14 protein-coding genes are annotated in these 15,700 nt (G+C 64.8%); 3 read left to right on the top strand and 11 right to left on the bottom strand.

Going from position 1 to position 15,700, the window contains the following annotated elements:
- Window positions 1-122: 122 nt before the first annotated feature.
- Complete coding sequence (locus DWV00_RS11005) at window positions 123-2,039, bottom strand: potassium transporter Kup (protein ID WP_115533608.1); 1,917 nt, start codon at window positions 2,037-2,039, stop codon at window positions 123-125.
- Window positions 2,040-2,191: 152 nt separating this feature from the next.
- Between DWV00_RS11005 and DWV00_RS11000 the strand changes: the two genes are divergently transcribed.
- Complete coding sequence (locus tag DWV00_RS11000) at window positions 2,192-2,497, top strand: panthothenate synthetase (RefSeq protein WP_115533607.1); 306 nt, start codon at window positions 2,192-2,194, stop codon at window positions 2,495-2,497.
- Window positions 2,498-2,623: 126 nt separating this feature from the next.
- Here DWV00_RS11000 and DWV00_RS10995 read toward each other — a convergent pair whose 3' ends face one another.
- The 7 genes from DWV00_RS10995 to DWV00_RS10965 all read right to left on the bottom strand — a co-directional run bounded on the left by DWV00_RS10995 (window position 2,624) and on the right by DWV00_RS10965 (window position 11,515).
- Complete coding sequence (locus DWV00_RS10995) at window positions 2,624-2,890, bottom strand: hypothetical protein (protein ID WP_115533606.1); 267 nt, start codon at window positions 2,888-2,890, stop codon at window positions 2,624-2,626.
- Between the two features lie 91 nt (window positions 2,891-2,981).
- The gene (locus DWV00_RS10990) at window positions 2,982-4,190 is read right to left on the bottom strand and encodes an MFS transporter (RefSeq protein WP_115533605.1); all 1,209 of its coding nucleotides are present in this window, start codon (window positions 4,188-4,190) and stop codon (window positions 2,982-2,984) included.
- Window positions 4,191-4,406: 216 nt separating this feature from the next.
- Window positions 4,407-7,079 carry a penicillin-binding protein 1A gene (locus DWV00_RS10985; RefSeq protein ID WP_425452746.1) on the bottom strand — a complete coding sequence of 891 codons (2,673 nt, stop codon included), beginning with the start codon at window positions 7,077-7,079 and terminating at the stop codon, window positions 4,407-4,409.
- Window positions 7,080-7,182: 103 nt separating this feature from the next.
- On the bottom strand, window positions 7,183-7,944 hold the full coding sequence (locus DWV00_RS10980) for a DUF2894 domain-containing protein (RefSeq protein WP_115533603.1): 762 nt from the start codon (window positions 7,942-7,944) through the stop codon (window positions 7,183-7,185).
- Window positions 7,937-8,584 (bottom strand): OmpA family protein, encoded by a 648-nt coding sequence (locus DWV00_RS10975; protein WP_115533602.1) that lies wholly within the window; start codon window positions 8,582-8,584, stop codon window positions 7,937-7,939. The genes DWV00_RS10980 and DWV00_RS10975 overlap by 8 nt, the downstream gene beginning before the upstream one ends.
- The gene (locus DWV00_RS10970; RefSeq protein ID WP_115533601.1) at window positions 8,581-10,683 is read right to left on the bottom strand and encodes a DUF802 domain-containing protein; all 2,103 of its coding nucleotides are present in this window, start codon (window positions 10,681-10,683) and stop codon (window positions 8,581-8,583) included. The genes DWV00_RS10975 and DWV00_RS10970 overlap by 4 nt, the downstream gene beginning before the upstream one ends.
- A gap of 10 nt (window positions 10,684-10,693) precedes the next feature.
- On the bottom strand, window positions 10,694-11,515 hold the full coding sequence (locus tag DWV00_RS10965) for a DUF3348 domain-containing protein (RefSeq protein ID WP_115533600.1): 822 nt from the start codon (window positions 11,513-11,515) through the stop codon (window positions 10,694-10,696).
- Window positions 11,516-11,694: 179 nt separating this feature from the next.
- On the opposite strand from DWV00_RS10965, the gene DWV00_RS10960 reads away from it, so the two are divergent.
- Window positions 11,695-12,081: a RidA family protein gene (locus DWV00_RS10960; RefSeq protein WP_115533599.1), complete on the top strand. Its 387-nt coding sequence runs from the start codon at window positions 11,695-11,697 to the stop codon at window positions 12,079-12,081.
- On the opposite strand, the gene DWV00_RS10955 is transcribed toward DWV00_RS10960, so the two are convergent.
- The 3 genes from DWV00_RS10955 to DWV00_RS10945 form a co-directional block, all read right to left on the bottom strand.
- Complete coding sequence (locus DWV00_RS10955; protein WP_115533598.1) at window positions 12,060-13,349, bottom strand: RNA polymerase sigma factor; 1,290 nt, start codon at window positions 13,347-13,349, stop codon at window positions 12,060-12,062. The genes DWV00_RS10960 and DWV00_RS10955 overlap by 22 nt on opposite strands.
- A complete protein-coding gene (locus DWV00_RS10950) occupies window positions 13,346-13,717 on the bottom strand; it encodes a YciI family protein (protein WP_115533884.1) in 372 nt (123 codons plus the stop codon). Before DWV00_RS10950 ends, DWV00_RS10955 begins: the two co-directional genes overlap by 4 nt.
- Before the next feature lie 131 nt (window positions 13,718-13,848).
- A complete protein-coding gene (locus DWV00_RS10945; RefSeq protein ID WP_115533597.1) occupies window positions 13,849-14,481 on the bottom strand; it encodes a helix-turn-helix transcriptional regulator in 633 nt (210 codons plus the stop codon).
- 215 nt (window positions 14,482-14,696) lie between these two features.
- Here DWV00_RS10945 and DWV00_RS10940 point away from each other — a divergent pair, with 215 nt between their 5' ends.
- Window positions 14,697-15,668, top strand: a complete 972-nt coding sequence (locus DWV00_RS10940) for an ornithine cyclodeaminase family protein (RefSeq protein WP_115533596.1) — start codon at window positions 14,697-14,699, stop codon at window positions 15,666-15,668.
- The last annotated feature ends 32 nt before the right edge of the window (window positions 15,669-15,700 follow it).

The raw sequence follows: 15,700 nt of genomic DNA, 5'->3' as shown, positions 1-15,700 counted from the left end.
CGCGCCGATGGCCACGCTCACTGCAGGAATTTCGTGTCTATGGCGCGAGTGGGGATTCTGCGATGACGCAGGTGAATCGCGTGCTGTGCGGTCGCATCGATCAGCCGGCGTAACGGGAAGATCTAAAGCGCGACCTGCACGCCCAATTCAACGACATCCTGCGCGCGAAGCCCATAGTATTCGGCGCTGGGGGTGGAATGAAACGACATCTGTCCGAAGAGCGCTTCGCGCCAATGCATCATGCGGCCGTGCGAACGCTCATTGATCATTTCATCGCGCGGCAAGAAAAACGTGGTGCGCCGAGGATCGTAGCGCCAGCCGTCGAATCGTCCGGCCAGCGATTCGAGCAGCCGCGGCAAATTAGGACGCTCGACGAATCCATGATGCGCAATGACCTCGAAGCACCCGTTGCCGAGGTCTCGCACGTCGATGCGTGTTTTATCATCGATCCGCGGCGCGGACTCCGATATGTTGGCGAAGAAGATCGTCGTCTCGTGCAGCACGCGATTGTGCCGGATGTTGCTTTTGAATGCGGCCGGCGTCATTCCCGATACGTTTCCCGGATAAACGGCCGTGCCGGGCACGCGCGCCGGACGGTCAGGGCCCGCCAGCGCGTCGCGCAAAAACGCATCGAGCGGATCGGCGTCGTTCGCGCTCGTCGCGGCAATCTCGCGCCCGCGATTCCAGGTCGACATCAAGATGAAAAGGACCAGCCCCACGGCGATCGGAAACCAGCCTCCGGAAACGATCTTCGGAACGTTCGCGGACACCAGCATCAGGTCGACGACGAGCAGCGGTACGCTCACGAGCGCCACGCGATAGCCGGGCCAATGCCAGACGTTGCGCGACACGCTGATCATTTGAATGGTGGTGATCAGCATCGTGATGCCGACTGCAATACCGTAAGCCGAAGTCAGCTTCGACGAGCTTCGAAAAGTCAGCACGAGAAACAGCACGGCAACGAACAGGATGACGTTGACGGCGGGCGCATACACCTGCCCGCGTTGCTCCTTGGACGTTTCGATCACTCGCAAACGCGGCAGAAAGCCCAGTTCGATCGCCTGGCTCGTCATCGAAAACGCTCCGGAAATCACGGCTTGCGAAGCGATGATCGTCGCGAGCATCGCGATGATGACGCTAGGTATGAGCGCCCACGATGGCGCCGCGTGGAAGAACGGCTGACGAGCGGCGCCGGGCACGAACAATAGGGTCGCCGCCTGCCCGAAGTAACCGATGATGATCGACGGAAACACGATGACGATGAGCGCGATGCGGATCGCGCGGCGTCCGAAGTGACCGACGTCGGCGTACAGGGCTTCCGCTCCCGTCAGTGCGAGAATCACAGCGGCGAGAATCGTGAATGCCCATTGCGGATGGCCCGCCATCAGCGAAATGGCCCATCGGGGCGACAGCGCGCGCAATACTTCGGGATGTTGGGCGACCCGATACAGCCCGATCGCGGCAAGGGATAGGAACCATGCGGCCATCACGGGACCGAATGCTCGCCCGACGACCGAACTGCCGCGCCGCTGGAAAGAAAAGAGCGCGGTCAGGATGATTGCCGCGATCGGCACGATCCACGGCTCGAAAGACGGGCTGATTTCGCTCAGTCCTTCGACGGCCGACAACACGGATACGGCTGGGGTCACGATCGAATCGCCATAAAACATCGCGGCGCCGAAGAGTCCCGCGAGCAGCAGCGCTTGCGGCACCTTCCGCCCGGCCTCCTCGTAGCCCGATCTGACGAGGGCCGTCAGTGCGATGATCCCGCCTTCGCCTTCGTTGTCCGCGCGCATCACATACCACGCGTACTTCAGCATGACGACGATCACGACGGCCCAAACGATCATCGACAGCGCGCCCATGACGAGCTGCACGTCGATCGAATTCGCGTCGACGACGGCTTGACGCAACGCATAGATGGGGCTCGTGCCGATATCGCCGAACACGACGCCTAGCGCGCCGATTACGAGCGCGCCGCTGCTTGGATTGTGGTGAGGCGATGCGTTCTCGCTTCGATCCCGCTGCTGTTCAGGCATTTTTCCACGCGAGAGGATTGTGCGATGCCGTCGCAGCAATTTCCGGACCGATCGACGCGCTGTGTTGCCGCGCCCACTAAAGCGGCAACGTGGATCTCTTATGCTCGAAGGCTCGATGAGTTCTTTTAAAGCCTTACGCAAGGAGAACGACCATGCGCATGCTTCTGAACGTACATATCCCCCACGAGCCGTTCAATGCTTTCGTGCGCGACGGCACCATCGGGGAGGTGATGGCGAAGATACTCGATGCGATGAAACCGGAAGCGGCCTATTTTACTGAGCAAAGCAGAGGACGCGGAGCTGTCCTCGTCGTCAACCTCGATGATCCGTCGCAGATTCCCGCATTCGCTGAGCCGTGGTTTCTGACGTTCAACGCCGACTGTGAGTTTCGCGTCGTGATGCTGCCTGAAGACCTGCAGAAAGCCGGGTTGGAGGCGCTCGGCGCGAAGTGGAAATAGCACGGGCCCGCTGGCGATTCCCACTGCATACGGTGCCGCGGCACCCAGCCGCGGACTTCATTCCAACTTCGGCTCCAGCTCCAGCTCCAGCTCCAGCTCCAGCTCCAGCTCCAGCTCCAGCTCCAGCTATTGCGAGTCCGGAGAAGCGGGCTTGGCCGTTGCCGCGCGAACCATTCCAGCGATCTGGTAGAGCGCTTTCTCGAGCCCGTCGGCATTGAGCGTTTCCGATGGAATCATTGCCGCGGATAGCTCGAGGTTCTTCGCTACCTCGTCGGCACTGAGGACACCCTTCTCCTCGAGTTGCTTGACGAGTTGTGCATACGCCAGTTGTTGTGCGGTGAGCTGCGCGCCGATCACCTGCGCGAGCTTGGCAAGGGTTTGTGTATCGCTCATGAGCGCCTCGATAGTGGGGGAAAGTGAGGATAGAGCAGGGGCGAGTTCGCTCGGTTTCGAGCGGATTTCGGTGCGTCGCCGTCCATGCCTCTCAGGCGGAGCGGCGCTCCAACAGCGCCGCCTTGCGATCGGCATTGCGCTGAGCCACGCCCGCCATCGCCCAGATCCCTAGACCGGCGACGGCGAGCAGCGCGCCCACCCATCCCGGAGAAGTCCAGCCGAATCCGCCCGCGATCGCGAGGCCACCGAGAAACGGCCCCAGTGCATTGGCCGTGTTGAACGCCGAATGATTGAGCGCGGCGGCCAGGCTTTGCGCATCTTCGGCGACATCCATCAAGCGGATCTGCAGCACGGTGCCGAGCGAGCCGCCCACGCCGATCAAGAAGACGTCCGCCGAGATCGTCCAGATGTTGGGGGCCGCGAGCGGAAAGGCGAGCAGCGTCAGCGCACTCCAGACGAGCAGGAGCCCGGCCGTGCGCATCACCGCGCGATCCGCGAACATCGGCACGACGACGTTGCCGATCGTCATTCCGATGCCGAAGACACTGAGCACGAGCGACGAGGCGCCCACCGAGGCATGCGTGACGGACGTGAGCACGTTCGCTAGATACGTATAGACCGCGAACAGGCCGCCGAAACCGATTGCGCCGATGCCGAGCGTGTACCAGACCTGCGTGCGCTTGAGCGCGTTCAGTTCGCGCAGCGGGCTCGCATCGGCTGCTGGTGGAGTCGACGGTGCCCACAGCCGCACACACGTCATCGTGACCGCGCCCATCAACGCCGCGAAGCCGAAACTCCAGCGCCAGCCGAGGGCATGGCCGAGCCAGTTCGCGAACGGCACGCCGACGATCGTGGCGAACGTGAGCCCGAGGAACACGCGGCCTACGACCGCGGTGCGGCGGTTCGCTGGCACGAGCGAGGTCGCGACGAGTGCCGCCACGCCGAAATAGGCCCCATGCGGCAATCCGCTGATGAAACGGAACAGGAGCATCCAGTGATAGCTCGGCGCGAGCGCGCTCAGCGTATTGCCTACGACGAACAATGCCATCAAGGCAATCAGCAGATCGCGGCGGTCGAGCCGCGCGCCGAGCACGGCGAGTGCCGGTGCGCCGACCACCACGCCCAACGCGTAAGCGCTGATCACGTGGCCCGCCACCGGCGCACTGATGCCGAGCCCTTGGGCGAATAGCGGCAAGACGCTCATCGTCGCGAATTCGGTCACGCCGATCGCGAAGCCGCCGACCGCCAAAGCCAGGATGACCCAGGCCGTCTTGTTCTTTGCTGCTTCAATCTGGTGCATTGCCGACTGCCGTGATCAAGGGGTGTTTACCCGCAAAGCAGCAATTCTAGTAGGGCGGCGAGAAATTCGCTTGGGGCCGTGGAAGTTTTTTACTTTTATCTGCAATGCAGCTATCGGGCAAATACTCGTATTGCAGATATTTTGTAGCGTTGCAACCCTAGCCGGAAGGTGAAGCGCCCCCTAAAAGCGGGGGCAGCCGGGCGAAGGCTCAACCAATCAAGAGCCCCCCGACGGCGCCGTTTCCGGCACGTCGGGCGTCGGGGTCGGCGACGATCCCGCGCCTGCCGGCGGGAACCCGCCGGTCCCGTGCGGCGCACCGGTGGCCGGCAACTCGCCCGAACCCGGCGGCAGGATGGTCGGCGCAAGCTGCGGCGCCGCGCCGCCCGTCGCGCCTGGCGTCGCAGTCCCGGACGGGGCAGTCGGCGCACCGCTAGCCGGCACCCCGATCAGCGGTGGTTCGGAGGCAGGCAAGGGTGCCGGAGGCTGGGACGGTGAAGGCGGCAACCCCGACGAACCCGGCGCGACTGTGGAGGTCGGCGCTGCCGGAGAGGGAGCTGGCGCAGGCGATGGCGCCGAGGACGGCGCGACCGGTTTCACGACCGGCGGCGCATGATGCACCGGCGCTGGCGCGGCCGGTGCTTGCGGCTTCGACCCGGACAACCACGCCATCCACGCGCGCAGCTTGTCGCGGAACACCTCGAACTCGCTCGGCTGTACCTCGGTATCGAAGCGCACGCGCGAATCGATCAGCCGCGCGTGCAGCGCACGCTGAAAGAAATCGCCGACGATCGGCAACGCCGTGTGCGCGCCCTCGCTCAAATGATTGTTGCCGAGCGTCACGCGGCCGTCGTCGAAGCCGACCCACGCGCCGGCCACGAGTTGCGGCTGCATCAGGATGAACCAGCCGTCGGCATTGTCCTGAGTCGTGCCCGTCTTGCCCGCCACGTCCGCGCGAATGCCGAAGCGCGAGCGGATGCTCGCACCGGTGCCGCGATTGACGACGTCGCGCATCACGTCGATCAGCGTGCGATCCGCCGCGACCGGCAACGCCTGTTCCGGCGACGCAGGCTCGAACTGCGCGAGCACGTTGCCGTTGCGGTCGTCGATGCTCGTAACCATGCGCGGCTCGAGATACGCGCCGTCGTTAGCGATCGTCGCGTAGGCCGACACCATTTCCTTGACCGTCACAGGGCTCGTCCCGAGCGCGAGCGAGGGCACCGGATCGAGCGTGCTGTCGCGCACGCCCATCTTCCGAGCCAAACGCGCGACGCGATCCGGGCCGATCTGCTCGATCAGTTGCGCGGTGACGCGGTTGTTCGAGTACGCAAGCGCATTGCGCAGCGTCATCGGCTTATTGGTCGGCGGCTCGTCGTCGTTCGGACGCCAGATTTCGCCGCCCTTGAGCGGAATCTCGATCGGCTGATCGATGAACGTATCGGTCGGCTTCGCCCCGGCCGCGAACGCCGCGCCGTACACGAACGGCTTGAACGTCGAGCCCGGCTGGCGGCGCGCTTGCTGCACGTGATCGAACGGCTCGTCGGTGAAATCGCGGCTGCCTACCCAGGCCTTGATCTGCCCGTTGCGCGGATCGATGGCGAGAAAGCCCGCCTCGACCTCGGTCTTGTCGTGACAAAGCTTGTGCATGAAATCGCGGTCGGTGCCGAGCTGCTTCAGCGTGTCGGCATCGCTCTGGCCGGCGGCGAGCGCGCTGCGATACTCGGGCGATTCGCGCATGAACGTCTTGAACAGATCGTTCGACGGCGAGCATCCCGCGCGGCCGCTCCATTGTGCGTTCGCCATCGACTGCAACTGATTGCCTTGCAGCTTGACCGCCGCGTTCGCCATCGCCTGCAGGCGCGAATCGATCGTCGTATGGACGATAAGGCCGTCCGAGTAGATGTTGTAGCCGTTCGCATCGGCCCAGCCGATCAGCCATTTGCGCAGCTGCTGCGCGAAATGCGGCGCGGGCCCGGGCGCTTCCACCTGACGCTCGAAATCGACGGAGAGCGGCTTGACCTTCAGCTTCTCGAACGCGGCCGGCGACAGCTTGCCGTACTTGACCATCTGCGAGAGCACCGTGTTGCGCCGCTGCAGCGCACGCTCGGGGTTGATCACCGGGTTGTAGTAGCTGTTGCCCTTCAGCATGCCCGTGAGCGTCGCGGCCTCGAGGATGTTCAGATCGTCGGCGGATTTGTCGAAGTAGGTGCGCGCCGCCATCTCGACGCCGTACGCGTTGTACAGGAACGGCACCGTGTTCAGATAGGTCTCGAGAATCTGGTCCTTGCTGTAGGCCATCTCGATCTTTTCCGCGGTGATCGCTTCCTTGATCTTGCGCGTGAGCGTGGGCGCGCGGCCCACTTCGTCGGGGTACAGATTGCGCGCGAGCTGCTGCGTGATCGTCGAGCCGCCTTCTCGATGGCCCCCGAGCAGGTTGTGCAGCGCCGCGGACGCGGTGCGCTTCCAATCGATACCGTGATGCTGATAAAAGCGATGATCCTCGGTCGAGATCAGCGCATCGACCATGTGCGGCGAGATTTCCTTCAGCGTCACCCATTTGCGGTTCGACGGCTTGAACTCGGCCAGCAGCTTGCCGTCCGCCGAGAGGATCTGCGCCGGGCGATCGACACGCGCCTTGCGGATATCGCTGATGCTCGGCGTGAAGGGAATCAGCACGAGCACATAAAGCACGACGAGCGCGGGTGGTGTGGCAAGCGCGAGCAGCACGCCGCGCCGGGTCGGATGCCGCACGTGGTACCAGGCGCGGGCGAGCGCCGGTTTCGCTAGTTGCGCGACGAAGCCGATCAGCGCCGCCGCGAGATGGAAGCACGCCGCGGCCAACCCGGCTACGTGGCCAACCCACTTGCTGCAGAAATCCCGTACGTTCGTCATGAATCGGTGCGTCACGCTGCAGTTCGCTGTTGGCTTGTCATGGAAAGGCTGCATGGTACCAAACGGACTGTTGCGTTCAGGCGACGGTTTTCCGCCGTAAGCGTCAGCGTGCTTTACCCCGCGCGCGCTTCTTCGCGCTGCCCGGGCGCGGTATTTCCGCGACGGGTGGGGGCGCCGAGCCTACACCCGAGACTGGGCCGGCCAGTTGCTCCATCCACGACAGCGCCTCGGCGTACGACAGAAACTGCTGGAGGTAACCGGGAGATAGTTCTCGCATCAGCGAGAGGGCGCGATGCATGAGGCTGTTCGAATTGAGCGGGCCTGCTTTGTCCGGCACGTGTTCGAGGGACTGCCGCAATTGCTTCTCGGTGCTGAATTTCGACCACGTTTCGCGGAAGTAGTCGAGCACGGGCAAATCCGGCGAACGATCCTGCCGATGCGGATACAGTGCGTCGCGCGCGGCAGACGCTTCGTTTTGCGCGGCGGTGGTTGCTGTCGCGGCCCTCGCGCGACTCGCGAGCAGATCGACCAATTCTGCCAGTGCGCCGCGGCGCGGCGCGCATTGCGCCGGCACGCTGCCCGCGTCGGCAGGCGTGCCGCACGCAGGCTCGCAAGCGGCTGCCGCCGCATCAGTCTCGGCGCGGTGGACCTCAGCCTCATAATCTGCGATCAAAGTCGCCAGCTTTTCGTCCAGCACGTGGCGCACGTCGCCGTCATAGTTTGCCGCGCGCCGCTCCAGCGCATCGATGAAGCGAAAGCGCGCGGGGTTCACGCGATCGGCACGGTTGGCTCGCCACGCGTCGAGCGTTGCACGGGCGTCAATCGTTTGGGGCGCGGCGCCTTCGCCGTCCATGTCGCTACTCATGCTGCTCGGCCGATCCGGCGGAGCGCTTCGGCACCGGCGCGATCTCGACGCGGCGGTTCTTCGCCCGCCCGGCTTCGTCCGCGTTCGAACTCACCGGCTGCTGCGATCCGAATGCCGCGGCGAATACCGATTGAGCGGGAACACCCGCCTCGATCAGCGCGCGCGTCACGGTCAGCGCGCGTTGCGCGGACAGCTCCCAATTGTCGGCAAAACTGCGGTTGCCCGCGCGGACCTGATGATCGTCGGTGAAACCGCTCACCATCAGAATCTCGTCGTGCGAGCGCAGATAGACCACGAGCGGGCCCGCCAGCGACTTCAGCAGGTCGCGGCCCTGCGGCTGCAGCTGATCGGAGTTCAGCGCGAACAGCAGGCTGCCGCTGATGCCGATGCGGCCGTTCACGAGCGTCACCCGTCCCGCCGCGAGCGGGCCGGCGAGGGCCTCCTCGAGCGTCTTGCGCCGCTGCGCCTCGATTTGCCGCTGCTTCACCTGGTCTTCGAGGCGCACCGACAGTTCGAGCTGCAAGCCGATGACGCCCGCCAGAATCAGCACGAACGCGCCCACCAGCACCGACATCAGGTCGGCGAACGCGGCCCAGACCGGCGCGGTCGGCTCGATGCCGCCGTCGATCTCGTCGTTCATGCGGCTTCGGCTCCGCTCGAAGCTTGCTCGCGCTGCGACGCAAGGCGCTGCAGGTCTTCGACGATCTGCTTCTGCGACAGCATGCTCAGATCGATCACCTCGCGCGCTTGCGCCACGTAGTAGGCCAGTTGCTCGTCGCTGCGCGCGAGCGAGCGGTCGAGCGCGGATTCGATCCGCTGCAGATGCGTGACGAGCTGCTCGTTCGACGCGCCGAATTCCTGCACGGCCGCGCCGAACGCGTCGCCGAGGCTCGCGACTTCGACGGCGCTGCCCGTGATCTGCGCCGCGACGCCGCCGAGTTTGCGGGTTTCTGTTTCGACGGTATCGGAGAACTGCGTGCCGACCCGTGCGAGCAGATCCGCCGACGTGGACACGAGCGCATCGACGACGGTGCGCTGCTCGGTGGAGGCATGATTGACGGCGTCGAGCAGCGTGCCGAGGGTTTCGAGCAGACGGGCGCGCTCCTCGAGCATCGCGGTGTCGCGGACCATGCTGTCGGAGAGTTTTTGACGCAGTTCGGCAACCACCTCGGCCGCGGCGCGCGGCGCTTCCGATGCAGCCTGCACGAGGCGTGCGATCTCGGCGATCGTTCCGGCGGCGTGGGCTTGCGTATGCTCGGAGATGTCGCGCGCGGTCTGCGCGAGCGTGTCGCAGATCGCTTGCTGGCGGCTCGCGGTGTGTTCGCCGGTCCGCCGCCACTCGTCGCCCAGCGACTTAGCGATTGCGTCGAGCGTGCCCGTCCATGCGTGGAGCCGCGTTTCGTCACGGGCGGCCAGTTGCCGCTGCAGATCGGCATGCGATTCGTCGAGCGTGCGCAGCAGCGAAGCGGCGTGCTGCTCGAATGTCGCGATCGATGTCGCGAGCGCTTGCTCGTGACGAGCCGCCTGGGTCTCGCTTGCGCGTTCCTGCCGGGCCAGCGCGGCGTTCCATGCCGCCGATACGGTGCCTACGCCGGCATCGACGCGCGTCGACACGCCGTCCAGCAGTGCCGACGAACGTTGCTCGAACGTGCCGGTGAAGCGCTCCAGCGCGACGCGCAATTCGTCGACGAGCGCGTGGTCAACGCGCTGTTGCTCTTCGAGCGCTTGGGTCCATAGGTTCGCCACGGTCGCCGTGGCCGTTTCGAAGCCGCCCGACAAGCCGTCTAGCTGCCGTTGCACGGCGTTCTTCACGGTTTCCCCGAGCGCCGTCATTTCGTGCGACAACCCAGCCATCGTCGCCTGCACGACGGGCTGGATCGCGGCGCTCGCGCCCCGTGCGCTTTCGGCCGCGCTGTCGCGCAGCGAGCGGCCCACCGACGCCGCAAGCGCCGCGTACGTATTTTCGATCCGGGCGTGCAGCGCCTGCTGGTTCGCGAGTTGCTGCTCGTGCTGCGTGATGCTGTGCTGCTCCATCGCGCTCATCATCGTCTGCAAGCGGTCGACGAGTGCCGGCATGACATCGGCCTGGCGCTGCATCAACCTGAAGCTTTCCTCGCGCCGCCACGCCTGCGAGTACATCCGCAGTTTCGTGAGGATGCGCTCGTCGAGCCCGCGTGCGGCCACTAGCCGTTCGTGCCGGCACAACGCCGACAGCAGCCCGAGCATCGCGGAGGTCGCGACGCCCGCGATCGACGTGCCGAACGCAAAGCCCAACCCCCTGATCGGCGCGGCCAGCGACGCGCGGATCGCGGCGAGATCGGTCGCGCTGTCGAGCGCGGCGCCGGTGCCGCGCAGCGTCGCCACCATGCCGAGCAGCGTGCCCAGCATGCCCAGCAGGACCAGCAGCCCGACCAGGTATGGCGTCAGCGACGGCCCGGGCAACGCGGCGCGCTCGCCCTCGACGCGCAGCCGCACCGCGCCGCGCAGCGCGGGATGCAGACGCTCGAGCCAGGCATCGAGGCTCGCGGGCGGCACCGAGAGAGCGGCCACGGCCTGCGCGAGGCTCGAGGTGTTCTGGTGGTAGAGGCGTAGTTCGAACGCGCCCGCGACATAGCAAACGCCGATCAGCAGCGTGACGGCGAACGCGATCGGATTCGAGGCGGCGTAGCCCGCGCCGATCCAGAGAACGACGGCGAGCCCAGCGAGGAAGACGACAAGATCGAGGCGATATCTGGACATGGGGTCCCGGTTAGCAGGCACGAAGGGCGGCGCGCAGCCCTTCGACCGGTTGAAAACGAATCTCGAGTTCGGCCAGCAGCACGCTCTGCATGTCCTTGCGGAACACGTCGAGCCAGGGGCCGTCCACGACGGTCGGCGAATCCGCCGAGCGTGCTGCTCGTGCTGCCGGATGGGGCGCGCTTTGAACGGCGTTTCGCGCGGCGTCCGCCGACGCGCTTTCCGCGTTCGCATGCGCCGCGTGCCGTTCGAGTTCCGCGTCGCGCAGCCGTTCGTAGTGCACGGCAAGCAACCCAGGCACGGCGGCGAGCGCGTTGTGCTCGCGGATGCCGAGCACGCGTTCCATCACGGCATCCACCGCGGCGAGCCGCGACATCGCCGGCTCGCCGCGGGACGCGAGCATCCCGCGCAGCAGCGTGCGCAGATTGCCGATCGCGGTTTCCATCTCTTCCTGCAAAGACAGATAGCACTGACGAAACGCCGCGTATTCCGGTGCGATATCGGCCGTCGCATTGTCCTGACGATTGCGCGCGCGGCTGCGCAGGCGCTGCGGCGTGAGCGTGGCATCGCGGGCGATGGCATTCGTCAGCGACGTACGCACGCGCGTGCACAGTGCGTCTTCCGCGTGATCGGGCGCGAGGTCGCGGGCTACACCGGCTGACGGGTTGCCGCCCAGCGCCGAGGACAACGCGATCGCGTCGGTCCAGCCGAGCCATTGAACGAGTTGATCGGCGAGCGCAGGCCCGGACTCCGGGAAACGGGCGTCCGTCAGACGGGCGAGTAAGCGGATGAGCGCTGGGCCGGTGAAGGCCTGGCGACCGGGTACGTGCACCATTCCGGCAAACAAAAAGGCAGCAGTTTACACGTCCTCGGGGTGGGGGCGGTCAGTGCCCTATTAAAAGTGGGTGGTGGGGCACTGACGTAGAAGGTCTCACCCAGATCGCAACAGCGCTGTTCCCTGCATAGCCCTGGCGCACGGTAAACTCTTGCCACTAGTTTCAAAGGAGAGCATCGATGAAGCGCTATGGTGTCGAGGGTGGTAAGGGTACAGGCGGTCAGCATATGCCGTTCGCGCGTGCGGTCGAAGCAGACGGTTGGCTGTACGTGTCGGGTCAGACGCCGATGGAGAACGGAGAGGTCATCAACGGCGGCATCGTCGAGCAGTCGCACAAGACGCTCCAGAACTTGTTCGCGATTCTCAATGAAGCGGGGTACACCGCGGAGGATGTCGTGCGCTGCGGCGTATGGCTCGACGATCCGCGCGACTTCGCATCGTTCAACAAAGTGTTCCGCGAGTACTTCGGCGAACATCCGCCGGCGCGCGCGTGTGTTGTTTCGAGCATGGTCATCGACTGCAAGGTCGAGGTCGACTGCGTGGCTTATAAGAAGTCGCGCGGTTGAGGGCAGGGCGGCGGCAACAGTTCGGCCCGCCTGTGCTGCAAAAACCTGCGCACCGCGGGATCGCGTTCGAGGCCGATCGCAATATCGTAGGAACTGAGCGCCTCGTCCGTCGAACCCGCTCGCGCGAGCAGATCCGCGCGGGTCGCCCAATACGGTTGGTACTCCGATAAACGTGGATCGTCCGCATAGGGCGCAAGCGCATCGAGCGCCGCTTGCGGGCCTTCGCATTCAGCCAATGCGGATGCTCGGTTCACGGCAATCACCGGCGACGCCGCGATCGCAAGCAAGGCATCGTAAAGCTGCACGACTTCATCCCAGTTCGGTTGGCCTGTCCTGCAGCGGTATACATGTGCCGACTGCAATGCGGCCTCCAACTGAAAGCGCGCGATCACGTTGAACGTGCTCGCGTGCAGCAGCAGCGCATCGGCCGCGTCGAGCATCGGTGTATTCCACTTCGCGGGATCCTGCTCCGACAGCGGCACATACTCTCCCGCCGCATTGCGTCGCGCATCGCGCCGTGCGTGAGCAAACAAGATCAGCGAAAGCAGACCGAGCGCTTCAGGCTCCTCGGGCAGCAGTTCAACGAGCAACTGCGCGAGAAACAGCGCCTCCCCGGCCAGATCGTGCCGCACGGTATCGCCGCCGACCGGATCGCTCCATCCTTCCGCAAACACCGCGTAAACGGCTTCGAGCACCGCCGCCAGCCGCCCGGGCAGTTCTTCGCGCTCGGGCACGCAGAAGGGAATCCCCGCGTCGCGGATCTTGTTCTTCGCTCGAGCCAGGCGCTTTCCCATCGCCGCGGGCGACGTCAAGAACGCGGATGCAATTGTTTTTGCGTCGAGCCCCAGCACAACCTGCAACATCAGCGGCGTGCAGATCGTAGCCTCGAGCGCGGGGTGCGTGCACGCGAACAGTAGTGCTAGCCGCCGGTCCGGCAGTGCGCTTGGATCCTTATCATCGATCTCGTCGGCAAGGAGCACGAACTCGTTCATCAGTTCATCGCCGACGCGCCGGTGCCGCGCGGCATCGATCGCCCGGCGCCGCGCGACCGTCATCAGCCACGCTTCCGGATTCGCGGGACAGCCGCGCTTGGGCCAATCGACGAGCGCGGCCGCGAACGCATCGGCCAGGACGTCTTCGGCCGCGGCCACGTCGCGCGTACGCATCGCCAGCAGCGCGACGAGCTTGCCGTAGCTGCGGCGCGCGACCGCTTCCGCAACCTCGCGGGCGGCGTTCTCCGCTTCGCGGTCGCGGCCGGACGGGCTCATGCGGTTGGCGCCGGCTCGTAAGGCATCGTCCAGATCGGGCGCACTTCCATGATGCCGTGGCTCGCGCCCGGACAACGCGCCGCCCACGCGATCGCCGCATCCAAGTTCGGCACGTCGATCAGGTAGTAGCCGGCCAACTGCTCCTTCGAATCGCAAAACGGTCCGTCCAGCACCTGCGGCTTACCGTCGACGAGCCGCACGGTAGTCGCCGTATTCGTCGGCTGCAGCCGGTTCTTGCCGAGGACCACGTCCGCCTTCTGCAGCGATTCCGTATACGCCTGATACGCGGCGACTTTTTCTTGCCGGTCGCTTTCCGCCAGTCCGTGCCAGTCGATTTCCGCCGAGTAGATCATCAACAGGTATTGCATTTGAGCCTCCATGAGATTGGGTTACGGCGGATGCAACGACATCGAGCCGCCGTGACAATGACGCACGGGCGGCAGGCTGACGGACAAATAGCGGACAAATAGCGAAAAAAAGCGCCCCGAAAAAGCCTTCTCTACTTGGCGTCGTTATAGACGGTTGCGCGCGATACGCCCAGGTGCTGCGCGATCGTCTCCATCGATCGACGCAAATCCAAATATCCCTCTTCCTTAAGCGCCTGCATCAAAGCCCGGCGCTGATCTGTCCGAAGTGCCTGCGGCGTGGTGGCCAACCCGACGGCGAACCGGTCGATTCGCTCGCGAAGCGAGTCCGCCGTCGATGGATCCAGCGTTTCCTTGATCACCGCTGCATTCGGCACCGAGAACTGCTCGAGCAGCGTGGAGATGCTGCGGAACAGCGTCACGTCGACGTTCAGACAGAGCGCGGCGAAGTAATGCCCCTCCGAATCCTTGATTCCAATCGAAGTGCTTTTGGCCTGCCGCCCGTCGCTGAATCGATTCGCGTAGTTCGCGAGAATTTGCGGGTAGGAATCGTCCTCGATGCGCGCCAAACCGAGTTCCGTCGTCGGATCGCCGACCTGACGCCCGGACAGGTTGTTGTGAATCGCGAGGATGGAATGCTTCGGCGTGCGCAGGTCGTGGAGCACCACCTCGGTGAAGGGGGCCAATGTCTCGCCGAGCCCCGCCGCAATTTGCTTGACCTGCTCGAGGATCGCCTGCTGCTCGCCGGTCAGTTTTCTCTTAGCCATCTTGGACTCTTCGTCTAACTTTGATCGCATTGTATAGGCTCGAGCGCGTCGGCCGAGCCTTGCCGATTTCAAGACCCGGACGGCGGCGCGGGCCGACACGGGCCATCCGAGGGAGCCTCACCCGATGCCGCCGCTCGGATCTTGACTTTTCGTCTAAATTTGGACATACTGTATATCTGCTCGACCAGCACCGAACCGGAAAGCCTTTCGCGAACATGCCGACAGACGCCAAGCTTCTTCTCCTCGATCGCGATGTCGTCGCGCCGAGCCTTCAGCCCGACCGCGTGCTGGCCGCGGTGCGCGAAGCTTTCATCCTGCACAGTCAAAGGGCCGGGCGAGTGTTTCCTCTGGTTCGGACGAAGCTGCACACCGGCGGCGTGTTCGGAATCAAATCCGGAGATGTCGCAAGTCAAGACCTTCTTGGCTTCAAGGCAGCGGGATTCTGGCCGGGCAATCGGGGTCTAGGCGGCGATCTTCATCAAGCGACGATCGCATTGTTCGACCCGCATACCGGCCGCCCGCTTTGCATCATGGACGGCAATGCGGTTACCACGGCGCGCACGGGGGCGGCCGGCGGCTTGGGGACGCAGTTGCTTGCGCATCCCGAAAGCAGCAGAATTTGCGTTTTCGGAACAGGGGTGCAGGCGCGGGTTCAACTCGAATACGCGTTGATGCTGCTGCCGCAACGCTGCACGGTGCAATATGTGACGTCCGGCGGGGAGCTGGCGCCGTCGTTCGAAGCCGCATTTCAGGGCCGTTGCGCGATCAGTCTGGCGCGGGATCGCAACGATGCGGTCGCGGGCAGCGACGTCGTCATCACGGCCACGACAGGCGGCGGGGCGCTGTTCGATGCCGATGCGGTCCGACCGGGTACTCACCTGACTTGCGTCGGTTCAGACACCGTCGGCAAGCGCGAACTGCCGGAGGGGCTGTTGCAACGTGCCCGCATTGTCGTGGACGACCTGAATCAGGCGCGCAGCATCGGCGAGTGCCAATGGGCGCCGGAGTTGCCGTGTACCGAAATTGGAGATCTTCTGGCCGGGGCGGCATCCGCGGGCCGCTCCGCGAACGACATTACGGTATTCGACATGACAGGGCTCGCGCTCCAGGATTTAACGGTCGCGCGCTTCCTGTATCGGCAAGCTATCGAGAAAGGACTCGGAACCTCCGTTGCATGGCCTTGGTGAAACAGGGTGAATCGCCCCTTTGAAATCCGCCA

This window comes from Trinickia dinghuensis (assembly GCF_003367175.1).
GTDB classification, from domain to species: Bacteria; Pseudomonadota; Gammaproteobacteria; order Burkholderiales; family Burkholderiaceae; genus Trinickia; species Trinickia dinghuensis.
This window is presented reverse-complemented; position numbering and strand designations above follow the sequence as displayed.